The organism is Paraglaciecola sp. MB-3u-78, assembly GCF_002835935.1.
Classification (GTDB): Bacteria; Pseudomonadota; Gammaproteobacteria; order Enterobacterales; family Alteromonadaceae; genus Paraglaciecola.
Genome location: NZ_PJCF01000004.1, coordinates 921,306 through 944,808, shown reverse-complemented (window position 1 = coordinate 944,808; position 23,503 = coordinate 921,306). Strand labels below are relative to the sequence as shown.

Annotated in this window: 20 protein-coding genes; 5 read left to right on the top strand and 15 right to left on the bottom strand. The window is 40.0% G+C overall.

Going from position 1 to position 23,503, the window contains the following annotated elements; all coding sequences use genetic code 11:
- Positions 1-92: 92 nt before the first annotated feature.
- From CXF95_RS10975 to glpT, 3 genes are all read right to left on the bottom strand, one after another.
- Positions 93-842, bottom strand: coding sequence for an RES family NAD+ phosphorylase (locus CXF95_RS10975; RefSeq protein ID WP_101198708.1), 750 nt, complete (start codon positions 840-842; stop codon positions 93-95).
- Positions 839-1,195: an MbcA/ParS/Xre antitoxin family protein gene (locus tag CXF95_RS10970; protein WP_232787764.1), complete on the bottom strand. Its 357-nt coding sequence runs from the start codon at positions 1,193-1,195 to the stop codon at positions 839-841. The genes CXF95_RS10975 and CXF95_RS10970 overlap by 4 nt, the downstream gene beginning before the upstream one ends.
- 126 nt (positions 1,196-1,321) lie before the next feature.
- On the bottom strand, positions 1,322-2,677 hold the full coding sequence (gene glpT / locus CXF95_RS10965; RefSeq protein ID WP_101198704.1) for a glycerol-3-phosphate transporter: 1,356 nt from the start codon (positions 2,675-2,677) through the stop codon (positions 1,322-1,324).
- Positions 2,678-3,105: 428 nt separating this feature from the next.
- On the opposite strand from glpT, the gene CXF95_RS10955 reads away from it, so the two are divergent.
- The gene (locus CXF95_RS10955) at positions 3,106-3,951 is read left to right on the top strand and encodes a methionyl-tRNA formyltransferase (protein ID WP_101198700.1); all 846 of its coding nucleotides are present in this window, start codon (positions 3,106-3,108) and stop codon (positions 3,949-3,951) included.
- 1 nt (position 3,952) lies between these two features.
- Here CXF95_RS10955 and CXF95_RS10950 read toward each other — a convergent pair whose 3' ends face one another.
- From CXF95_RS10950 to xdhA, 7 genes are read right to left on the bottom strand one after another with little or no spacing between them, the layout of a single operon-like run.
- The gene (locus CXF95_RS10950) at positions 3,953-5,152 is read right to left on the bottom strand and encodes a urate hydroxylase PuuD (RefSeq protein WP_101198698.1); all 1,200 of its coding nucleotides are present in this window, start codon (positions 5,150-5,152) and stop codon (positions 3,953-3,955) included.
- Complete coding sequence (gene guaD / locus CXF95_RS10945) at positions 5,152-6,468, bottom strand: guanine deaminase (protein WP_101198697.1); 1,317 nt, start codon at positions 6,466-6,468, stop codon at positions 5,152-5,154. The genes CXF95_RS10950 and guaD overlap by 1 nt, the downstream gene beginning before the upstream one ends.
- A gap of 53 nt (positions 6,469-6,521) precedes the next feature.
- A complete protein-coding gene (gene uraH / locus CXF95_RS10940; protein ID WP_101198695.1) occupies positions 6,522-6,848 on the bottom strand; it encodes a hydroxyisourate hydrolase in 327 nt (108 codons plus the stop codon).
- A complete protein-coding gene (gene uraD, locus CXF95_RS10935) occupies positions 6,845-7,396 on the bottom strand; it encodes a 2-oxo-4-hydroxy-4-carboxy-5-ureidoimidazoline decarboxylase (protein ID WP_101198693.1) in 552 nt (183 codons plus the stop codon). Before uraD ends, uraH begins: the two co-directional genes overlap by 4 nt.
- On the bottom strand, positions 7,393-8,259 hold the full coding sequence (xdhC, locus tag CXF95_RS10930) for a xanthine dehydrogenase accessory protein XdhC (RefSeq protein ID WP_101198692.1): 867 nt from the start codon (positions 8,257-8,259) through the stop codon (positions 7,393-7,395). The genes uraD and xdhC overlap by 4 nt, the downstream gene beginning before the upstream one ends.
- Positions 8,256-10,598, bottom strand: coding sequence for a xanthine dehydrogenase molybdopterin binding subunit (gene xdhB, locus CXF95_RS10925; protein WP_101198690.1), 2,343 nt, complete (start codon positions 10,596-10,598; stop codon positions 8,256-8,258). The genes xdhC and xdhB overlap by 4 nt, the downstream gene beginning before the upstream one ends.
- Complete coding sequence (gene xdhA / locus CXF95_RS10920; protein WP_101198688.1) at positions 10,591-12,069, bottom strand: xanthine dehydrogenase small subunit; 1,479 nt, start codon at positions 12,067-12,069, stop codon at positions 10,591-10,593. Before xdhA ends, xdhB begins: the two co-directional genes overlap by 8 nt.
- 330 nt (positions 12,070-12,399) lie before the next feature.
- Between xdhA and CXF95_RS10915 the strand changes: the two genes are divergently transcribed.
- The 3 genes from CXF95_RS10915 (at position 12,400) to CXF95_RS10905 (ending at position 15,607) form a co-directional block, all read left to right on the top strand.
- Complete coding sequence (locus CXF95_RS10915; protein WP_101198686.1) at positions 12,400-13,044, top strand: TetR/AcrR family transcriptional regulator; 645 nt, start codon at positions 12,400-12,402, stop codon at positions 13,042-13,044.
- Positions 13,045-13,052: 8 nt separating this feature from the next.
- Complete coding sequence (gene puuE, locus CXF95_RS10910; RefSeq protein ID WP_101198684.1) at positions 13,053-13,955, top strand: allantoinase PuuE; 903 nt, start codon at positions 13,053-13,055, stop codon at positions 13,953-13,955.
- Between the two features lie 428 nt (positions 13,956-14,383).
- Positions 14,384-15,607 carry an EAL and HDOD domain-containing protein gene (locus CXF95_RS10905; RefSeq protein ID WP_101198682.1) on the top strand — a complete coding sequence of 408 codons (1,224 nt, stop codon included), beginning with the start codon at positions 14,384-14,386 and terminating at the stop codon, positions 15,605-15,607.
- A gap of 127 nt (positions 15,608-15,734) precedes the next feature.
- Here the strand turns inward: CXF95_RS10905 and CXF95_RS10900 are convergent, their stop codons facing one another.
- Both CXF95_RS10900 and CXF95_RS10895 read right to left on the bottom strand, forming a co-directional pair.
- Complete coding sequence (locus CXF95_RS10900) at positions 15,735-16,025, bottom strand: MaoC/PaaZ C-terminal domain-containing protein (protein ID WP_232787763.1); 291 nt, start codon at positions 16,023-16,025, stop codon at positions 15,735-15,737.
- Positions 16,026-16,124: 99 nt separating this feature from the next.
- Entirely contained in the window at positions 16,125-17,453 is a 1,329-nt protein-coding gene (locus tag CXF95_RS10895) for an NCS2 family permease (protein ID WP_101198681.1), read from the bottom strand.
- Positions 17,454-17,765: 312 nt separating this feature from the next.
- On the opposite strand from CXF95_RS10895, the gene CXF95_RS10890 reads away from it, so the two are divergent.
- Positions 17,766-18,773, top strand: a complete 1,008-nt coding sequence (locus CXF95_RS10890; protein WP_101198679.1) for an adenosine deaminase — start codon at positions 17,766-17,768, stop codon at positions 18,771-18,773.
- A gap of 83 nt (positions 18,774-18,856) precedes the next feature.
- Here CXF95_RS10890 and CXF95_RS10885 read toward each other — a convergent pair whose 3' ends face one another.
- The 3 genes from CXF95_RS10885 to CXF95_RS10875 form a co-directional block, all read right to left on the bottom strand.
- The gene (locus tag CXF95_RS10885) at positions 18,857-19,123 is read right to left on the bottom strand and encodes a hypothetical protein (protein ID WP_101198678.1); all 267 of its coding nucleotides are present in this window, start codon (positions 19,121-19,123) and stop codon (positions 18,857-18,859) included.
- Positions 19,124-19,198: 75 nt separating this feature from the next.
- Positions 19,199-20,929, bottom strand: a complete 1,731-nt coding sequence (locus CXF95_RS10880; RefSeq protein WP_101198677.1) for a cupin domain-containing protein — start codon at positions 20,927-20,929, stop codon at positions 19,199-19,201.
- Between the two features lie 87 nt (positions 20,930-21,016).
- On the bottom strand, positions 21,017-23,431 hold the full coding sequence (locus CXF95_RS10875; protein ID WP_101198676.1) for a TonB-dependent siderophore receptor: 2,415 nt from the start codon (positions 23,429-23,431) through the stop codon (positions 21,017-21,019).
- Positions 23,432-23,503 lie beyond the last annotated feature (72 nt).

The following is a 23,503-nucleotide window of genomic DNA, read 5'->3' as shown; positions in this document are numbered from 1 at the left end:
TAAACATAACTGAATGTCTGTTTTTTAAGGCTGTAACATCAATGTAAGCGACAAAAGGAATTAGAAGTAAAAACGGTCAGGATCAGGTTACACTAGCCCAATAATGGCAATTCCCCATCCACTAAAAACTGCTCCCTTGTGAACATAATAGGGAAGGCTCTTGGTTCAGAGAATCTTAAGATGCCAGTTTTTGGATCGAGTTGGCATATATACTCCACTTTATCCTCGGGTTTTTCAGATTGAATAATTGTATGGTTATCGATGGCTACATTGATACCTTGCTCTTGACTTCGTGCTGAAAAATAACGCAGCAAATCAGCGCAGTCTTTACGTGCTTGTAGTCCTACTTGTTGAGTGAACGAGTAAGATCCTGGATCGGTTAGTTGGTTTTGTATTTTTGCATCTGAAATCTGAGTCAAATCCAAGGTACTGTTACTTAAAACACGAACAAAAAACAAAGAGTGTTCTGACTGGATCATTTTTGGGAAGGGCGATTCGGTGCCATCAATCAGGTAAAAGCGATAAAAAGCAGCTTCTGCTAGACAAGTTTGAACAGCTTCACTGGCATAAAAATAGCTGGGTTCGGTAATTGCGCCAAAGCGGGACCCATATTTTAGCGGAGGATAACGAAATGGTGTGGATATCAGGTAATGTAAGTCTTGAGTATCGTCTGCATAGTTAGGTTTAAAATCATCTAGAATTTGCTCTAAAATTGCCTGCTCTTCAAGATCATCCACTAAGGAAGTGGTCGCCGCATATTCTTGTGTTTCAACCATTCTGCATATGGAATTGGCGTAAGAAGTTAACCCGCCTAAATGCTTAATAACATTGTTTAATTTCAAGCTTTGCCTCTTAGGGCATCTAAATAAGCATTAACATTAACTAGGCCAGTAACGGTAAAACATAAATCTCTGGGTATACCGCGAATATGTTTGTTTTTATGTTCGAACCAATGTTTCATGGAAGTAAGATCGCCACCAAATAACGCAAACAATGAGCGATATAAGCGAATAAACAGGATCTGTAGTTCACTTTGTTTTGACTCAGTTTCAAAGCTAAGTTTACGTAACAATGTCGAACGACCCACACCAATTAGCTTTGCGGCGTGACCATCAGAAATACCCATGGTTTTGTAGGCGTTTATATACGCTTTCATGACTATGGTTTGACTGTCTTTTGTTTTAGTCGCTTGCATATCTGGCATCACTTACTAACTGTAAATTGGGTTGGTACATAAGAGTATAACACGGATTGACCAATTGGGATAAATTTTAGGTAATTGTCCCAATTGGTATTGTTTTATCTCTAAAGTTTGCTGCGGTTAATTGTTTTGGGGTGCTTGGTTACTCTCATGAGCCACTTCGTGTTTCAAGGTCATGGCAATCAGTATGATGGCACAAACACAGCCACCCACTAATAATATAAAACCACCGTCCCAGCCAAAGTGATCCACGGTATAGCCAAGTACGATATTGGCTACTACTGCACCGCCCAGATACCCAAATAGACCCGTTAACCCTGCAGCCGTGCCTGCCGCTTTTTTAGGTACGAGTTCAAGGGCAAACAATCCGATTAACATCACTGGGCCGTAGATTAAAAAACCAATCGCCATCAAGGCGACAATATCTACAGTTGGGTTGCCCGGTGGATTAAACCAATAGACAAGAACAGCGACCAAGACCAATACCATATATAAAATAGCGGGCGGCGCACGACGGCCTTTAAACCAGGCATCACTTATATAACCACATAACAAGGTTCCTGGAATGCCAGCCCATTCGTATAAGAAATACGCCCACGAACTTTTGTTAAATGAAAAGTCTTTTACTTCATATAAATAGGTGGGTGCCCAATCTAAAACGCCGTAACGGATAAGGTAGACAAAAGCATTGGCGGCAGCGATAAACCAAAGTAATTTATTATTAAGAACGTACTTTAGGAATATTTCTTTAGCGCTAAACTCTTGTTCATGACTTTCATCATAATCTTTAGGGTAATCGTTGCGATGTGCTTCAATGGGGGGTAATCCGCATGACTGTGGTGTATCCCGAAGGGTAAAAAATATAAAGACTGCTATCAAAGACGCGGCGAAAGCAGGCACATAAAAAATACTGTGCCAGTCATTAAACCAAGCCATTCCTAATATAGACAGAGGCCCGATTAAACCGCCTCCGACGTTGTGAGCAATATTCCAAAAAGAAACGGTTTTGCCCCGTTCGTTACCTGAAAACCAATGCACCATAGTGCGGCCACAAGCAGGCCAGCCCATGCCTTGAGCCCAACCATTTAAAAACAACAATATGAAAATTGATCCAATACTCTGAGTTGCCCAAGACGTAAACCCAAATATAAACATTACACCTGCAGAAATTAGTAGCCCAGTCATCAGAAAAAAACGTGGGTTACTACGGTCGGATACGCTGCCCATTAAAAACTTACTTAATCCATAAGCGATAGAAACGGCTGATAGCGCTATACCTAGCTCACCTTTACTAAAACCTTGTTCTTCAATTAAAAACGGCATGGCTAATGAGAAATTTTTGCGAACCAAGTAGTAACCTGCATAACCGACAAAAATACCAATAAACACTTGCCAGCGCAGCTGCTTATATTCTTTGTCGATTTGGTCTTTGGGTTGAGATGGGATATGTGGAGCGGGTTTGAAAATACCAAACATAAAAGCTTAATCTAATTGCGTTTCACCAATTAAAACAGATAATTATCATCATATGTATTAATTATTTAAGTTTAGCTTTTAATTCATACTTTGACTGTAACAAGTGATTTCGCTTAACTTGTGATTTGTTCGATAAACCCCACATAAGATCAATAATCATTATCGGGTAAATAGCATGGAAGTAATAGTTGAGTTATTGTCTACCTTTGTTCGAGTGCTAGTAGTTGATATTCTATTTGGGACTGTATTTTACTGGATTGGTTGGTCTGTTTGTAAGGTCGTTACTTTTGGCAGGTATCCAAGGTTTTTAAAGCCATTAAGAGGTAATAATAGGAATACTCTAGTGTCTCTTCTGGGAGTCGTTGTTTGTTTAGCGGTTTTTCTAGCATTTATTTATTGGGGTTAGGTTTGCATAGTTTAGTTTTGATATGAAAATTGCCTATTTTGGTTACGATCCATTATTTTCATGCCTAGATGTGTTTTTGAAACAAGGGCATCAATTCGCTGTTATTTACACGGGTGAAAACAGTGGTTATTCGCAGAAGGTTATTCAATTCGCACAGAATAACCACATCCCCCTTTGTTTTGGCAAGCCAAATTTAACAGACATGCAAAGGTTAGTTGAGCAGGGCGTAGAGTTGTTTTTTAGCGCAGAGTACCCTTGGAAAATCCCCGTTCCTGTGGAACTGAAATATGCAATTAACGTGCACCCAACACTTTTACCAGAAGGGCGAGGTATGACACCTTTGCCTCATTTGATTTTGAAACAATCAATTTATGCTGGGGTAACCTTACATAAACTCAGTAATGAATTCGATACTGGCGATACTCTGCTGCAAAAGCCAATTTCGCTAGAGGATGATGAAACCTTTGATAGTTTGAGCGGTAAAGTCTTCCAGCAAACCCCAGATTTATTATCCAGGTTATTATTTGACCTTGATGATTATTATCAGAGTAGCCAAGAACAAGGTGAGGGCAGTGATTGGCCTTCGATTACAGTGGGTGAACAAACTCTTGATTGGCAGCAGCCAATCGCTCAACTATTAACAAGATTACGTGCCTTTGGCAGTTTAGGCACGTACGCTAATATTGCTGGGAAGGCGTGTGTAATCAGATCTACACAATTTCCACTATCGGCACAGGGAAAACGTTATCAACACGATTACAACGCTGGACAAGTCATACTAAACGACTCACAACACATCACTGTTGCAACGATTGATGGTGAACTGCGCATTCCCAAGACAATTATTACTCTGGTTGCACTTATTTAGGCTAAAGACCTTTAAACCATTTTCCGATGATTTGCCTTTCATCTTCGGTCATGCCCGTTTTATTCATCATGGGCATGTCTTTGGTTACCACAGCACGCCTATGGATCAAGGGTGCACGTTGTACTATTTGTGGCCATGTATCAAACATTAAACCCAAAGGTGCAATGACAAATATTTCATCTGTCGGCTTAGCTGAGTGACAATTTGCGCAATGGGTTTGCATCACATCGAATACCTGTTGTTGCTGGGCATTAAGTTCGATGGCGGGTGCTTTTTCTGTGTTTGAAGTGCCTTCTTTGACAGTGACCGGTATAGATACCCAGCCAGCAATAATGATCATACCCATTGCTCCAGTGATCAATATTGAAGGTCGAGATATACCGATATGTTTTAGGTTGAAATAATGACGTATCCAAGCCGAAACTATACCAAGGGCCATCAATACTAACCAAGCATTCTGATGTTGGTAAGTCATAGGGTAATGGTTGCTGATCATAATAAATAACAAGGGTAGGGTAAGGTAGTTGTTGTGTACAGAGCGCAGCTTAGCACCTAGCCCCCAGTTCGGATCGATGTCTGTTTTATTGGTTACAGCATCAACCATTAAGCGTTGCGCTGGCATTATTTTGAAAAATACGTTGCCTACCATTATGGTACCGATTAAGGCGCCTACATGCATAAATGCGCCACGTCCGCTAAACCAATGGGTAGCTAAGTAACTCGCTGCTGCGATAAGTATCAAAAACATGATGCCAAACACTTTTGGGTATTTAGCTAATGGACTACGACAGGCGGCTTCATATATAAATAACCCACCAAAAATCAGTCCTAGGCCTCTTGTTATGGCCTGTGCTGGGGTTAAGTCCATAACCGAGCTATCAATCAAATAAATCGCCGCGCCATGGTAATACACCAAACTGAGGAGTAGAAAGCCACTTATCCATGTGGTGTATGCTTCCCATTTAAACCAATGGAGTTTTTCTGGAATGACTTCTGGGCCATATTCATATTTGGCTACTTCATAAAACCCACCGCCATGTACTGCCCATAAGTCGCCTTTTATGCCCTTTTGTTTTTTCCAATCGGGTGGAGTACGTAAATTATTATCTAACCAGATAAAATAAAACGAAGCACCAATCCATGCCACGCCAGCAATAACATGAAACCAACGAAGAAATAATGAAATCCAATCAAGCAACATTAATGTGCTCCTTTTAATACTTGTTTATCGGCTTGGTAGACGGCTTTGCCAGCTACGTAAGTGGCCATTATGGCTCTATCATCAGCTAACATGCTTAATGCAAAAATAATATCTTGAGGTGTGCGCTGATTTTCAAAACGTAGCACACTGAGTTCGTCAAATTCTGGGTCTAGGATAACAAAATCTGCATCTGTGCCGGGATTAAGGTTACCAATGTCATTTTCTAGTCCTAATCCCACTGCAGCGCCTTGTGTCATTAGATACAAGCCATGCATAGGATCCATTTGATTACCTTTGAGTTGACAGATTTTGTAAGCTTCACCCATGGTTTTTAACATACTAAAACTAGTGCCGCCGCCCACATCGGTAGCCAGCATAACGGGTACGTTTTGTTGTTCTGCTTTGACCAAATCGAATAGGCCGCTGCCTAAAAATAGGTTTGAACTGGGGCAAAACGCAATGCTTGCTTGGGATTCTTGTAAGCGTTGCCATTCTGCTTGTTCTAAATGGATACCGTGGCCAAACACAGCGCCTTTTCTGAGTAAGCCAAAATGGTCGTAAACATCTAAATAATTTTTTCGCTCAGGGAATAACTCTTTTACCCAAGCAATTTCTTTAAGATTCTCAGACAAGTGGGTTTGTATAAATACATCAGGGTATTGCTGAGCTAATTCGCCCAAAGCGTGTAATTGTTCAACACTACTGGTAGGTGCAAAACGTGGTGTAATGGCATATTTGAGTCGGCCATTGTTATGCCATTTTTCGATTAGCGCTGCACTGTCTTGTTGTGCGCTTTGTGGCGTGTCTTGCAGCCAATCTGGGCAGTGTCTGTCCATACATACTTTACCGGCAATCAGCAGCATGTTGTGACAGGCTGCTTCTTGGAAAAGTGCATCGGCAGCTGCCTTGTGGACCGACGAATATACCATGCCTGTGGTAGTGCCGTGGCGATATAATTGTTTAATAAATATGTTGGCAATATAACTGGCGTATTCGTAGTCAGCAAACTTACGTTCTACTGGAAAAGTGTAGTCAGTTAGCCAGTCAAGAAGCTGTTCGCCAAAGCTGGCAAGCATTTCTGTTTGTGGAAAGTGTAAATGGCTATCAATAAAGCCAGGTAAAAGTAGTTTGCCTGAATAATCCATAAAAGTGGCTTCAAGGCATTGATTTATATGAGTTTTGTAATCACCAATAAATTCAATTTTTTCGTTACGCGTAACAAGCAGTCCATCTTCAAAGTACACATAGTCCTCTTTGGGGCTATGACTCTGCTTAGGGAAATGCAATATCGAAGCGCGATAAGCTTGGGTTGTCATAAATAGGGGGTCTCTCTATAACTGCAGCAAAAACTACAGCAATAATTGCCTGTCTAACTGCCGCGATAACTGCTAAAACCAAAAGGTGAAATAAGCAGGGGCACATGATAATGCCCACCGTTTTCAGTTAGCTCAAAATGTACATCTACAAAGGGATAAAATCCATCGCTGTGATGGGTTTGTAAATAGTCTTTGGTAAAAAAACGTAGGCAATATTCGCCTGCTTGAAAATCAAAATCTTGCCATTGATTACATCGACCATCGCTATCCGTCTTGGCATGAATAACTTGCCCGTCTGGGGTGGTTAAGGCTAATTTCATATTGGCAGCGGGTTTACCTAATGTGGTATCTAACACATGACTGGAAAGACTGATGCTCATGATGTTTGTATTCCTTTTTCTAGTTTTTTTTGTAATCCCTTCTCTAATCTTAACAAGGTGATTTTTATTTGTTCTGCAGCGGCAAGTGTAATTTCTGTCGCGGTATCATTGGCTAACCGCAACATCAGGGCATCCAACATAGTGTTAGCACTCAAGCCGCTGGCACAAATAATAAAAATAAAGCCATGCTTATTTAGGTATTCATGATTGGCTGAGGCTAAATTGTGCAAGGTTTCATCGTCTGCATCATTTGCACCTTGTTGTTCGTTGCTGGCCATATTCTTTGTTGCTGCATACTTTTTACGTAAACTGTTTACGTCGCCTATCATGGGATGGGCTTCAAATGCGGTTATAAATTCTGATGTAGAGCATTGTTGCCATATTTTTTTTGCTGCTTGAACTACGCCATCAAAATCAGCGAAGGGTCTAGCATGTCCCATGCCTTTAAACCATTTAGGAGCAGCGCAACATTGGCTAAACCATTGTTCAGCTTGTTGACTGTCGAGGCTATTTAAAGTCTGTAATGACAAAGTGTTTTGTGGATTCATTCAGTTGTTACCAAAGATTGTATCAGTTGGGTGTTTTCTCGCCATGCCTGTTTTTGTTGAGATCGACTGGTTTTTTCAGGCTCTAAAAGTTGGATTAATTGTGCCGCCATGGATACGGCTACTTCAACTGGGCGTTTGCCGGGAATGTCTAACAATCCAACAGGCGAAACAAGTCGCTGGATATTCTGAGGTTCAAACTCACGATGTGACAATCGGGTTCTAAAGCGTCTTGCTTTGGTATCTGAACCTATCATGCCCACAAAAGTCATATCTTCCCGGCGCAGCGCGGCTTCGACTAAGTCAAAGTCTAATTGATGGCTATGGGTCATGATCATCGCCCATGAGCCGTTAGGCAACGTGGCAACGGTATCTGCTGGATGTTCACTTGCCAGTAATTTCACATTGTTTGGCTGAGCTTGTTGAGCTATCTCATCAAGCATACCTTGGCGATTGTCTATCCAGCTAATTTGCAACGGCAATTGCGCTAAAATAGGCACTAAGGCTTTGGATACATGCCCTGCACCGTAAATAGCAATATGTTGGGTGTGCTGTGTGAATGTTTCAAACAACACATTGGTCGCCCCCCCGCAACACTGACCTAATTTACTCGAAAGAGGATAATGTTCTACTTTTTGCGCAGTGGTCTTTTCTTGGAGTAAGGTTCGGGCTTGTTTTATCACTTCAAACTCAAGGTGGCCACCGCCAATGGTGTCAAACGCGCTGTCATCACATACCAGCATTTTTGTGCCGCCATTTCTGGGAGTTGAGCCTGCAGTGGCAAGTAATGTGACTAATACATAACTTTTGCCTTGCTGTTGGCATTGGTACAGGGCGTCAAACCATGTTTTTGCTGGTAGGCTCATACTTGATTCTCCATCCAAGCTTGTGCTTGTTCAACCGCGGTGTAGACTTTTTCTGGCGTGGCAGGGGGATGTAACACCGGATCAATTTGATAATAAGTAATACTGGATATTGCGTCTTTCAATGCACACCAAACCGAATTAGCAAGCATAAATGGCGGTTCGCCCACCGCTTTTGAATGAAAGATACTGTCTTCGTCGTTGGCTCTAGGATACAAGTCAACATTGAAAATTTCTGGAGTATCACCAATCGCTGGAATTTTGTAAGTTGCGGGGTTATTGCTTATCAGTTTACCGCTAGCGTCCCATAACAATTCTTCGCTGGTTAACCAGCCCATGCCTTGAATAAAGCCCCCTTCAATTTGGCCAATATCAATGGCAGGATTCAGGCTTTTGCCCACATCATGTAATATATCAACACGGTCAACTTTGTATTCCCCCGTTAAAGTATCAACGGATACTTCGGAACAACTTGCGCCGTATGCAAAGTAGAAGAAGGGTCTGCCATTGCCGGTAGAGCGATCATAGTGAATTTTTGGGGTTTTATAAAATCCGGAAGCTGAAAGCGATATACGGCCAATATAGGCTTGTTGAATTAATTCAGTAAAGGCAATGCTATGTTCATTTAATACTACAGATTGTTCGGTAAAGGTAACGTGTTCAGGTTTGCCTTTGACCTGCTCAGCATAAAATTCAGCTAGTCGTTGCTTGATGATCAAGCAGGCATTTTGCGCTGCTTTCCCGTTTAAGTCTGTTCCGCTTGATGCTGCAGTGGGAGAAGTATTGGGTACTTTATCAGTACGAGTTGAAGTGATTTCAACATGAGACAATGGCACCCCAAATTCATTGGCAACTATTTGGCCAATTTTGGTATGTAATCCTTGACCCATTTCGGTACCGCCATGATTGATTTGCATACTGCCATCGGTATAAATATGCAGTAAAGCACCTGCTTGATTAAGATGTTTAGCTGTGAATGCGATACCAAATTTAACCGGTGTTAAAGCTAAGCCTTTTTTGATGATGGGGCTGTGTTTGTTGAACTCTGTTATTTGTTTACGGCGCAGTTGGTAATTGCTTGATATTTCTAACTTATCAATCAAATCAGCTAATAAATTGTGTTCCACCTGCATACCGTATTGAGTGGTGTTTCGGGTATCTTTGCCATACAAATTGAGTTTTCGAATAGCTAGCGGATCTTTACCTAATTTACGAGCAATTGCATCCATCATGGCTTCGGCGACTATCATACCTTGGGGTCCACCAAAGCCACGATAGGCGGTATGTGATACTTGATTTGTTCGACATCTATGTCCTTCAACATAACAATCAGCCAGGAAATAGCCATTATCTGCATGAAACATAGCGCGATCGACAATGGCATCAGACAAGTCAGGTGAATGACCACAATTACCGTTTATTTCGATATGGGTTGCTTGGATCAACCCCAGATTATCTGTTGCTACTTTAAATCGATTTTCGAAAGGATGCCGCTTACCTGTTGCCATCATATCCAGCATACGTGGAAGTCGCAGCTTAACGGCTACTTTATTGCGGCTAGCAAATAATGCGGCTAAACATGCCCATTGAGCAGCTTGGGTTTCTTTACCACCAAAACCACCGCCCATGCGGCGCATATCCACCACCACTTTGTGAAGTTTAATATTTAATACTTCAGCAATCAGCTTTTGTACTTCACTGGGATGTTGGCTCGAAGAATAGACCAACATTCGGTCTTCTTCTTCAGGTATCGCCATAGACACTTGGCCTTCAAGGTACATATGCTCTTGGCCACCGATGATCATTTCACCTTCAATGTGAATCGGGCTTTTGGCATAACTTTTCTGAAAGTCTCCACGACGCATAAAGTGTGGTGGGCGCACAAAATTTTCTTGTTCTTTGGCCTGATTAACTGACAAACAAGCTTCAGTAGGCGAGATGACGATATTTGCTTTTAATGTTGCTTGACGAGCTAAGTTAACACTGGTTGCTAAGACCGCAAATATAGGTTGACTGTGATATAAAATTTTTGTACCTGCTAATAATGGATCCCCCAGAAAGACCGGGCCTATGTCTTTATGACCAGGGATGTCATTCTCGGTGATCACGTCTATCACACCTTCAGAGGCTATTACTTGCGACAAGTCTATAGATGTAATTATTCCTGTGGTTACTGAGCTAACACCTACTGCAACATGATGGATGTTTGCAGCCTCTGGCATATCGTCAATGTAACGAGCTTGACCACTGACCTGACGCTCTGCACTTTCGTGTTTATGTGATTTGCCAGCGGCACCTTGAGGCGTGGCATCAAACGTAGGTTGTTCAATAAGTTTACGCATGTGGAATTTCTTCCGTTGATGCGGGAATATGTACTACACGGGTTGCAATTTTTTGGCTACTTTGGTTTGTTTCTAACCAGAAACGTTTCCACAAATTAGTTAACATATTGATTCTATAAATCTTGCTTGCACGCACATCATCTAAAGGTGTGAACGCTTGTTTGAGGATGTTTTTACCGATATTAAAGGTTTCGCTACTAGACCAAGTTTTGCCTTTAAGCTGAGTATTGAGCTCTAAAACGGTTGCCGGAATAGCCGCTACACCCCCAAATCCAGAATAGATGTTGTGTACCTTTCCATTAGTTACTTGCAAATTGAACACGGCACATACTGCTGATATGTCATCTTCATAACGTTTAGATACTTTATAGGCACGAACAAGATTTGTGTGATGAGTGTAAGGGATAAAAATCGCTTCTATCCATTCAGCTGCCTCTAATGCTGTTTTGCGGTAGTCCAAAAAGAAATTATTTGCTGCAATGGTTCTTTTCTGCGCGCCGTTGTCCACATGTATCACAGCATTGAGTGCTAACAATACAGGCGGCATATCACCTATAGGCGAACCATTGGCAACATTTCCACCTAGACTGGCTTGATTACGAATAGGTGTGGCGGCAAAGCGCCATAAAAGCTCGGATAATGCTGGAAAATGTTTCAATAAGGTCGATTCAATTTTACCAAAGGGCAGGGCGGCTCCAATTAATAATCCATGCTCCTGTTCAACGAGTTGGTTTAAATCTGGCATCGCACTTAAGGCAATTAACTTTTCGAAGGATTTTAGCTGTTGAGTGACTTGCAACGCTAAGTCAGTACTGCCTGCAAACACGTTAGCCTGCGGATACTTAGCCTTCGCTGCTGCGAGTTCTTGCCGTGAAGTTGGCACCAGTAAATTATCTGTACTGATCACTTTATTGTTGATCTCGTTTAAACGTTTAGCTGTCTGAGTTTCTGCTTGTTTGAATTTATCCGCTTGTTTGTTTTGGCACACACTTAACGTGGCATCAATAATGGGGCGATAACCTGTGCAGCGGCATAAATTGCCAGAAAGTGCTTGGATAACAGATTCTCTGTCTGGCTGTGCTGTTTGTTGGTACAAGGCAAACATCGACATAATAAAACCTGGGGTACAAAAACCACACTGTGAGCCATGATGCTCAACCAGACTTTGTTGTACCGGATGTAAAACTTTTGCATCTGGCAAATGTTCAACAGTGATCAATTGTTTGCCATGTAATGCGGATAAAAATGTCACGCAACTATTGATGGCTCGATACTCAAGCTTGTTCAGTGCTGTAATGTCTCGGTGGTTTACTTCGGCTAACACTACTGTGCAGGCGCCACAATCCCCTGAAGCGCAGCCTTCTTTAGTACCTGTCAGTTTTTTTTGTTCCCGCAAATACTCAAGCAAAGTCATATCAGCTCTGGCTTGATCTATGGTAGTTATTTCGTCGTTAAGTAAAAAGCTGATCATGTGGCGCTCCATTAGCGAGATCTAATGATGATATTATCCCGACTCGTGATGTTAAATACAATAAATACTAGACTAAATGGTCAGCTTTTGTCTAATTTAATGGGAAATGTTCTAGCATGTGGACTTTTTTACTCAGAGACATCTATGTTGGTAATTCAGTTGGTTATGGTCTTTTTAAACAAATAAGCAATTAAAATGCCGATTGTTCAATGTCATAGTAATATATATGTAACAGCTTTATGTTTCTAGTAATCCCCTAGATTGGGTGATATTTTTATAGTGTTATTTAAGGCATGTAAAAATTTTATACAAATGGAAATTAAATATTAAATGTGTGCAAGTAAGAATTACAAAGAAATCAGCATTGGAGAGCTTAATCGCAGTAAAATATTAAATGCTGCTGAAAAGGAATTTGCTTTACATGGTTTTAAAGGCGCACGGGTCCAGCAAATAGCCGATAGAGCTGAACTACCCAAAACCAATGTGCTGTATTATTTTAAATCTAAAGAGTCACTCTATTTAGCTTTGTTGGAAGATATTCTTCGGTTATGGAATAGTCGGTTTGATGAAGCAACTGTGAGTGACGACCCGGCTGAAGTATTAGCACAGTATATTGCGGACAAAATGGAAATATCCCGTTGTCGACCAGACGCATCCAAAATGTTTGCACTAGAAATTATCAATGGTGCACCTAATTTAGACACATTTTTTAAAGACCAACATGCGTCTTGGATGGCAGGCCGGGTGGATGTGATTAAACAATGGATTGACCAAGGCAAACTAGCCGCAACCGATCCTCATTATTTGTTATTTAATATTTGGGCAACATCACAACATTATGCTGACTTTTCTATACAAATTAATGAACTCAGAGGCAAATCCATGACTCAAACTGATTTTGCTGAAGCGACAAATAATTTGGTTAAATTAATATTAACCGGCTGCGGTTTATCTGTTCCAACAGAATTTGAATAAGGTACTCGATGAAACATGCTTACCCAAGGGATTTAATAGGTTACGGCCAATATCCTCCACATCCTAAATGGCCTAATCAAGCCAAAATAGCCGTACAATTTGTGCTTAATTACGAAGAGGGCGGTGAAAACTGCGTATTGCATGGAGATGAAAAATCTGAAGTATTCTTATCTGAATTAGTTGGCGCCCAGGCTTATTCAGACAGACATTTAAGCATGGAGTCTATGTATGAATACGGTAGCCGTGCTGGATTTTGGCGTCTTTATAACTTGTTTGTTCGTTACAATTTACCGATCACCGTATTTGGTGTGACTATGGCACTACAACGCAATCCAGAAGCTGTCGCCGCTATGAAAGAAGCAAACTGGGAAATAGCCAGTCACTCCATGCGCTGGATCCATTATCAAGATATGCCTGAAATTCAAGAAAAGAAAATGATTAATGCTGCAGTGCAATTACACCAAGCGATCACCGGCAGTAAACCCAAGGGATGGTACACGGGAAGAACAAGTCCTAACACCCTGAAATTGTTAGCGAATAGAGATGACATTTTATACTGCGCCGACTCCTATGCAGACGACTTACCCTATTACGATACTCAATACGCTAAACCTTTATTAATGGTGCCTTACACCTTGGATACCAACGACATGCGCTTTGCTACCCCACAAGGTTTTAACAGTGGCGAACAGTTTTATGAGTATCTTAAAGACGCATTTGATGTGTTATATGCCGAGGGTGAAACAGCACCCAAAATGTTATCTATTGGTTTGCATTGTCGAATAATTGGACGCCCTGCGCGTATGGCAGCTCTACAACGATTTATTGAATATGTTCAAAGCCATGAAAAAGTGTGGTGTTGCACTAGGGAGCAGATTGCGTTGCATTGGAAGACACATTTTCCTGCGTAATCTTGATGTCAGTTGTGAACTAAAAAGACTTTCACTAAATTATTAAAAGAATTCAGATAAATGAAGTGGTAGATGTGATTGTATTTTAAAAACGTGGCTTGAAATTCATGTTACTAAAAGACTAAATGATTTGTTATAGTGACTTATGTTTTAACGGCGTACGTCTAGTGTTCATTGCAATTCAATTATTGTCTCAGACAGTTTTTGGGTGGTTTAATGCAACATACAATGAGAGAAGTATGAAGTATCAAATCTTGATTAGTATACAAGCAACACTTTTTCAGTTTTATGAAACTACCTTTATTCAATCTCGTTTGAGTCGTATTTTATGCACTACAATGATATTTAACTTAATATCAATCACCATTGACCGTCACTTATTTTGAAGGGAAAAAGGTTTTGTGCAGTAGTAACAAAGGGGATATAATTTGAGATTTTTTGTTGCACGCCAGCCTATTTTAGATAGAGCTAAAAAATTATTTGCTTATGAATTATTACTTCGCGACAGTCTAGATAATATATTTCCAAAAAATATTAAAGAAGACGTAGCCACTGCAAAAATAATTGAAGGGTTAGAGTTTAATTTAGGGTTAGAAAGTTTGACCCAAGGCTCTTTAGCCTTTATCAACTTCACCCATGATTCCTTAATCAATGGTTATCCTTTGTTATTGGACAAAGAGAAAATTGTGGTTGAAATTCTCGAAACCGCCAAACCTGGTAAAAAGCTGCTTGCTGCTTGTATTGATTTAAAAGATAAAGGTTATTCCATTGCGTTAGATGATTATGAGCATGACTCAGCATGGAAACATTTTTTTCCCTATGTAGATATCATAAAACTCGATTATTCCTTGACATCTGAATCGCAATTTCAAGCAATCATAGCTGCGTTAAAACCTTTTCCTCATATTAAGTTACTGGCAGAAAAGATTGAAACTTACGCTGATTTTCAACACGGATTAAGTATTGGTTGTGAATATTTTCAAGGCTACTTTTTTAGTCGGCCTGAAATTATTAAGACGGTTGCCTTTAACCCGTCTCAAATTGCCGTGGTGCATTTGTGGTCCGAAATCAATAAACCCGAATTAGATTTTAAAAAGATCACATCCATATTTGAAGATGACATCAACCTGTCTTTTAAGTTGCTGCGTTATGTACAATCACCAATCTTTAAACGCGATGCTGTCATACAGAGTATAAAACAAGCTGTAATAGTATTGGGACTCGAAGAGTTAAAACGTTTTATTTGTTTATTATTTACCGCTCAATTTTCAACAGGTAAACCGCAAGCGTTGGCTGTCATGGCTTTATCTAGAGGGCGTTTTTGTGAGTTAATGGTAAATGCAACTAAGCCTGCTAATTCTCAGCCCTCTGCATTTTTAATTGGTATGTTGTCCTTAATTGATGCCATGGTGGATGGCGACATACAAGAACTGATGGATAAATTACCTCTGCACCAAGATATGAAAGACGCGATTATCAATCGTAAAGGCGAATCTGCATATTTTTTAAAACTTTGTGAATTATTTGAAAAAGCAGATTGGCAAAATATTGAGCTTTTCTGCAAACAAATAAAAGTAGACCCCGAACAATCTTGCCGTTTATTTCAAGACGCTTTGAATTGGGCAGAAGATAAGGTATCTGCCATTCAATGAGCTTTGGCATATGGCAGACTATCAACTTAGAAGTATCACCACAGAACGAGCAAAGAGGACCTTATAGATTTGGAAACTAACAATCCTATCTTCGTAAAATCCTGACTTTTACGGCGTTTATCTCACATCACGCTGTCATTTTTAACTTGGTGTTTAGGCATTTGAGGTTGTTGATACCAGGTGAGCCAAGTGACCCATGTTCTTCCGGTAGATTATCAATTAACATCCGCATGAACATGGCCGAAGTATGCCATCCACTGGCACATAAGCCCCCAAAAAGAGAGTTTTTGGCTGCCTCATCGTCTAAATGAAAGTACTGGGGATCATATTTACTGGCAAATTCTATTATTTCACTTTCAGTAACAAGATAAGCGCCAAACCTAGATGTTTGACCCGGTTGATAATCTTCAAAATACATATGCTGTCCTTAAACTTAGGGTGAGTGAAAGTGTTTAATAAAATTATTGATAATAAGTAACCAATGAAAAGTAATTTCAATAATTAAAAAATGTTAAATTTACTTTAAATCCAACACATATCTGAGTACAAATACCGCTGCCATTATATATGTGATTAAGGTGACTTGTTTATATCTTCCAGTACCTAGCATTATGCCGACATAAGTAATAAAGCCTAGAGCAATGCCTTCGCTAATACTAAATGTGAGTGGCATAGCTAATAATGCAACTGTGGCGGTGGACAAAGACGTTAGATCGTCAAAATCGAGTTGTCTAAATGAATCCATCATCAATATACCCACCATGATTAACGCGGGAGTCGTTGCCATTAACGGGATAACTTTCATAAGTGGTGTGAGGAATAAGGCCAAAATAAAACATAGAGCAACAAACACCGACGTCAATCCTGTCCTGCCGCCTGCTGAGACCCCTGCTGCTGATTCGACGTAAGACGTTACAGGTGAAGTACCTATGGCTGCACCCATAACGCTGGCCACTGCGTCTGCCGTCATCGCCTTGCCCATTTTTGGTAATTTACCATGCTCATCTAGCAGGTTAGCACGACGGGATACACCTATTAATGTGCCGATGGTATCGAACATATTTACGAATAATAGTGCAAATATAAGATCCCATGTTTCAGCAAAATATTCGATAGGATACATAATGTCCATAGCAAAAAAAGTGCTGCTGATATCATCTGGAAGACCAATAAACTGGCTTGTATGTTGTGTTAAATATCCATCGCCAACAGGTATGAATGCACCTATTAGACTTAACACGACTACGGAAATCAGGATAGCACCGGTTACTTTTCTAATGACTAATACAATCGTTAAGATGATACCCGCTAAAGCTAATAAAGTGGCGGGTTCAGATAAGTCACCAATAGACACAAAAGTAGCAGGGTTATCTACTACCAAACCGGCATTTTTCAAACCAATAAACGCAATAAATAATCCAATACCGCACTGCACACCAATTTTAAGGGCTGCAGGGATAGCTTCAGCTATTTTGGTTCTGACACCCGTGACAGACAATAATAAAAATAAAATACCATTCCAAAAAACGATTCCTAAGGCTGCGTCCCATGGGATTTCTCGGGTTAAACAAATAGTAAAGGCGAAGAAGGCATTGAGTCCCATACCCGGAGCCATAGCAATGGGGTAGTTGGTCATAAATGCCATTAATAATGTACCCAGACACGCAGCTATAGCCGTGACGGTGATCAGCCCTTCAATTGGCATACCACCTGCACCTAGAATACTAGGATTAACTACCAGCACATAAGACATAGCTGCAAAAGTAGTTAAACCGGCAATAAATTCAGTTTTGAGATTGGTACCTTTTTCTTTTAGTTTAAAAAAGTGTTCAAGAAAATTAGACATATTTATCGCTCTGGTTTTGATGTGACATCATTTATTTATTTTGAGATTATGAGTATTTTGCAGAATTAGTCTGCAAAAACCTGACCATATAGTCTGGCATTAGTCTGATTTATGCTGTAAACATACTTATCATGTCATCTAACGTGGTAAAACAATAATATAATTGTGTTTTAGCCCTTTGATTTGATTTAAAAAATTGTTTCAATCCAGATAATATCGTGGATATTGCACCACTATCTAACTTAGTTATTTATTTTGGTGCAAATCAAGACAAAACATACGTGGTAAAAGATAGATAAAGCAGGTGGAAAAATGACCAAAAACGAGTTGAAGCATTGGGTAGCAGCATTACCAAAAGTAGAATTACACCTACACATTGAAGGTTCGTTAGAACCAGACTTAATGATGGCTTTAGCAGGAAAACATCAGGTTAAATTACCCTATGCAAATATTGAAGAAGTAAAAAAGGCTTATAACTTTGAAGATCTTCAAAGTTTTTTAGATCTTTACTACTTTGGTGCTTCAGTACTTAAGGATGAAGACGATTTTTACCAGTTGATGTGGAATTATTTACTTAGGTGCAAACAAGATAATGTGGTACATGCGGAAATTATGTTTGACCCGCAGACCCATACTGAACGGGGTATTGGATTTGATATATTTATGCCAGGTTTTAAGCGGGCAATCCAACAAGCGCAGCAAGAATGGGGACAATCCTGTTTTTTGATTATGTCTTTCTTGAGGCATTTAACTGAACAAAGTGCCATTGAGACTTTAGACTCTGCAAGACCTTATTTAGACGATATTACTGCAGTAGGACTTGATAGTAGTGAATTAGGCAATCCACCGGAAAAATTCACCCAAGTGTTTAAAATGGCACAAGAATTAGGCTTGAAACGAGTGGCCCATGCAGGGGAAGAAGGCCCGGCTGAGTACGTTTGGGGCGCGCTTAAAGCCTTGGATGTGCACCGAATTGATCATGGCGTGCGTAGTATTGAAGACCCTAAGTTAATTGCTTTTTTAATTCAATCACAACATCCCTTAACCGTCTGCCCACTGTCTAATACAAAGCTAAAAGTATTCGAACATATGCATCAGCATAATGTGTTGGAATTACTCGAATTGGGACTTATGGCTACAATTAATGCGGATGATCCTAGTTATTTTGGTGGTTATTTAAATGATAATTTTTTTGCAATAATTGACCATTTACCAATTGAGAAACATCAGCTATATCAATTAATTAAGAATAGTTTTAACGCTAGCTTTATGCCTACAGAACACAAACTGGATTGGTTAGAAAAATTAAGTGCTTACTGACACCGTTATTGTAGAGTGGTGACTTTAATGACTATTTAGAAATATTAAGCCATTTTTGAGGTGCGCTTCGTTTGCCACTCACATTAGCCCTTATCTTGTGATGCCATGGCAATCACAAGCTGCAACGCTTCGTCTTTACTAAACCCTGTTTTTACCAACGCTTCATAGTGTTTACGTAATAAGTTAGCTTGGGCTTTTATTAATTTTGGATCACTAAGGGCAACGGTTTGATTCAATAACTGCTCTGATAACTGCTCACTCATAAAGTTGAGCTGTTTGCTTTCCTGTGCATTAATACTTGTAACCGCAAAAGCTAAGATTAATGTCATTGAAATACATATTATTTTCATGTTTTTTCTCAACGTTAAATGGGTGAAATGACTGGTACTCATTTCAGAGTATTGATGCCTAGTAAAGTTCAGCGCCTATTCTCGACTCAGTTCATTGATGAGTTGTGTATGCAGTGGAAACTGCTGCAACAACATAGGGGTTTTACCTAATTGCATATCTGAGTACTCAAAACCAGGTGCTACGGCTTCTCCAATGAGTCCGTAACCATATTTACCATCAGTAGACATTTTGGATGCCTTCCAGGTGCCCCCTTTTACCATCATTTGCATTTGATGACCTTTAGTGGGGTCGGGTCCTAATATAGTCTTTTGCAAGCTACCGTCGGCTTTCAGCATATAGTAGGTGATGGGATCACCTTTATGAAAATAATGCATGATGTCTGATTGATTCATATGAAAATGACCAATAGGGGATTTGGCACTGAGCAGATAATAAATGCTTGTCATGGTGACACGGTCGCCATTTTCAGTGGCAATAGTAGGTCGATGGTCCGCTTTAAACGTTTGACGAAAATAGCCACCTTCCACATGTGCCTCAAGGTTTAACGCTTTGGCTAACTCTGCTGCGGTCAATATCTTTTCGCTATTAGCGGTACTGGATAGCTGACTAATTGAAGTTGATTTTTCGCTGTTTTGAGTAAGTCGCTGCTGACTAACATCAGTTACTTCACCTTTTACATCGTAGGGCATAATACTTTTGTATTGCGGCCAATTAGCCACGATAGTATCTACTACTTTACTGCCTACCAGATAGGCAGTTTCTAATGCAGAGCGCATTCCAGCATAACCATTTTCACCACTTTCTAATTTTAAATTTTCAATCGCTGTTAATCCTGGCGGTGGCATAGAATAATTACTGCCAGTACGTACGACCATAAAACGAGATTTATCCGCTTTATTCGCGTTGTCTAAGTAAATCATTGACTGGTAAGCGCCAGTATCTTCCATGCCAGAGCTGACAAAATTGCCTTGACCTGCAGTCCAATAATGGGTCCAGTTATTCGCCCACTCATTTAATAAATCCCCATGCCAAAAAGTGGAAGCTGCTAAATGTTCACCTTTCAATACAAAAGGTAATTTTTGTGCGTTCGGATAACCGGTGTATTTATCTCGCAAGGCTTGCATAACAGGGTAATCATTTAATTTTACATCTTTTGTAAGTGTATATGCCCAATCGGTTAGTTGCGGGTTGAGTTGATACACTTCACCATTTGAAGATTGACCATGTTTATTGAGTTTACTGAGATCTATGGTTTGATTTTCCAATAAAGGGTCAGTAGTAAACAACGGAAAGTAGCCGGTTGACCAAGTATCAGGTATTTCTCTGGCATCAATTTGATGGGCCAAATCACCATCGACTAACCATGTTGCCCAAGCAGCAGATCCTATGGATGCATCTGCAGGATCAAAACCAGCAATTCCTGCCACTAACCAATATGCATGGGTTAAATCAAATCTAGGATCTAAGCCTAATGCCATAATAGCTGTGGCCGCTTTGGCTGTGCCCATACCTGTAACGATACCCATTACGCCCGTTTCTGAATTAATACAAATATCATGATGTGAAACGACAAAAGGTAAACAGGTATCAAGTTTTTGGCCAGCTTTCCATAGCTGGAATTCACCGGGTTTGTCGCCTTCATCCGCACCAATTTCAAACATAGTGACGACGACCACTTTAATTTCTATAGGGGGGGTAACATTAGTTTGGGTTAATTCACTGTTATTCTGGCAACTGGTCATTAAAAATAGGATTAAAACAACGATATTAAAAATAGTTAATCGTTTAAAAATTGATTTGCGCATACTTTTTCTCCCAATAAAAAAGGATAAATATGCATGACACATATTTATCCTCATATAGTTTGAATATTTTATATAGTTTAACTTCTATTAAAATTTATAGCTGAACTTAGCTTGGTAATGTCGCGGTAGCTCAGGTAAGACTATCTGAGCCCCAAACAAGTCAGGGAAGTTTGCTCTAAAGTAATCTTCATCAGTCAGGTTTTTAATACTTAAGCTGGCTGTCCAGGTTTCTGCATCATAAAAAACACCAGCATTAACTAGGGTGTAAGCCGGTAAAGTAACTGTTTGAGAAAAGTCAGAAAAAGTTGAATCCGCTCTGATAATACTCGCATTAATTGCATAGCCATTTTGGAAGTCGTAGGTTGCATTTAAAGTGTAGATATTTTCAGGGATACCTGCTTTTCTGGCACTTTCTTTATCTGTACTGTCTACAAGGTTGTTACCTATGACAGAACCACCATACAACAAAGACGCGTCAGTCACATTGGGTAAATGTTCAATACCAAAAAAACCAAATTGTTCACCTAATTCTAAAGCAGTTAGGTTATAAACTTTTGAGTTTGTGTAACCTGCACCCACTACTAAGTTGTCGTTAACTACCCAACGCAGTTCAAATTCAGTTCCTTCGTTTTCAGTGGTTGAGTTGGTGACGATTGCCTGTGCACTAAAATCGGTTCGCTCTTGCTCGTAAACAGACAAGGCGAAATACAAGCTGTCATCTAAAAATGAACCTTTAATACCATATTCGAATAAATCAGAGGTATCAAAAGCGCCATTTCCAACTTGTCCAACACCAATCTCAGCACCTTGACCCGCCACTAACGTTGCTTGTTCTGCGGCAGTAATATAGGGAATTAAACCTATATCTGTTTTGAATGAAATACTGGTATTCCAAGACACGCCATCAACTGTTTCTTCAACCGTTTCGATATCCGCAACAGTTAACAATAAATCACCGCGGCTTGTGCTCTTAATATCAATAGTGTCATAACGCACACCTAAAACAATATTAAGACCCATTTCCCAGGTAAAATCAGTCATTACTGCGAAACCTAAATCGGTATAATTTCCTACGTCGTAGTTGTCAAAGTCTTTTCCGATTCGTGTGGCTAACAAACGCCTGTCTAGAGCTGTTGAAGGTCCTGTTAAGTCTCTACGATTAAAATATTCATTGGTAAAGTCATCACCATGTAAAAACTCTGTATGGCGAATTGAAGGTGATATTTGAAACTGTGCTAGCAATGTATTTGTTTCATACTCTGTTGAGAATACTAGTTTGTTTTCAAATACCGAGCTGTCATGAAATTGTGCAAAACCATACGCATTTTCATTTAAGTTTTCGTAAGCTTCATAAAACATTTGATTCTTGATTTCCCAACCATTGTCGGTGTAATAAAAAATATCAAAATAAAGTGTTTCAACTGTATTCAATAACACATCGTCCGCAGCAGCTAAGACCTGATTTCTGCCAAGAGTTGTTGTACCTGGATTGTCCAATGCCAAAGTGGGAGAAAAGTCAGCGTTTGTAATTCTATCTGGAAATAAGCCAAAACCTACATTGTTAAAGATAAAAGGATTAATATCACCTCTCACTAAATTGTACTCTTGGTGTGAAATTGAACCATCGCCACTAATGTCTAATGGTTTAGCTGTTCCTGTTACATAAATGCCGGTGTCAATTAGGTCTTGGCTTAAACGGTTCCAACCAGCGACTTGATTCCCTGCAAAATCATGATACATACCACCAAATTCAATACGTATTTTGTCTGTAATATCAACATTAATCGAAGCTTGTAAAATAGTTTGGTCGGTGTCGGTGTTATCATAAAAGCTACCTGAGTTTTCTAATTCACCGTAAAGGTAAAACCCCATTTCCTTGCCGCCAACAGAACCAGGACCACCAATCTCGGCAGTCATAACACTTTTATCCCAAGTACCTAAAGAGTATGAGAAGGCTCCAGTATTTTCTTCTAAGTATTGACCACCACTTGCGCGAGCGGATTTAGGATTAAAGTTTAAATAACCCCCAATTTTAGATGGACCATATATAGGAGAGGCTGGACCACGAACAATATCTATTCTACTTGAAGCACCAATTGGTGTGGGATAGTTACCTGGATTATCTAAGCGTTTCATGCCACGAAAGTAATTTTCGCCTGGTGTACCACGGATATCAAGCGACCCTGCGACTCCAAAAAATGACTGAGTAAATGTACCAGGTGCAAACGCCATTAGTTCATCTATATCTGTTACTGCAAAACGTTCTAACTGCTCATCACTTATCGTCGAAGCTGAACGAGGTGTCTCTAGTATTGATTTACCAAAGCCGAATACAGCTTCAACATCTTGTCCGGGCAGGCTACCTAAAGAGCCAGTTACCTCTATACGCTCGACACTTTCTTCTTCAGTTTCTTGTGCCATTGCTTGTATTGGTATTAAAGAGGCTAGTCCAATAGCAACAGCTTTGGCTAACGGATTTGATATAAAAGTTTTGTTTGTCATTTTTGTGTTTCCAGGGTAGTAACTTTGCTTGATGTTGTATTAGTCTCTATGGACCATTCAACACACTATTTT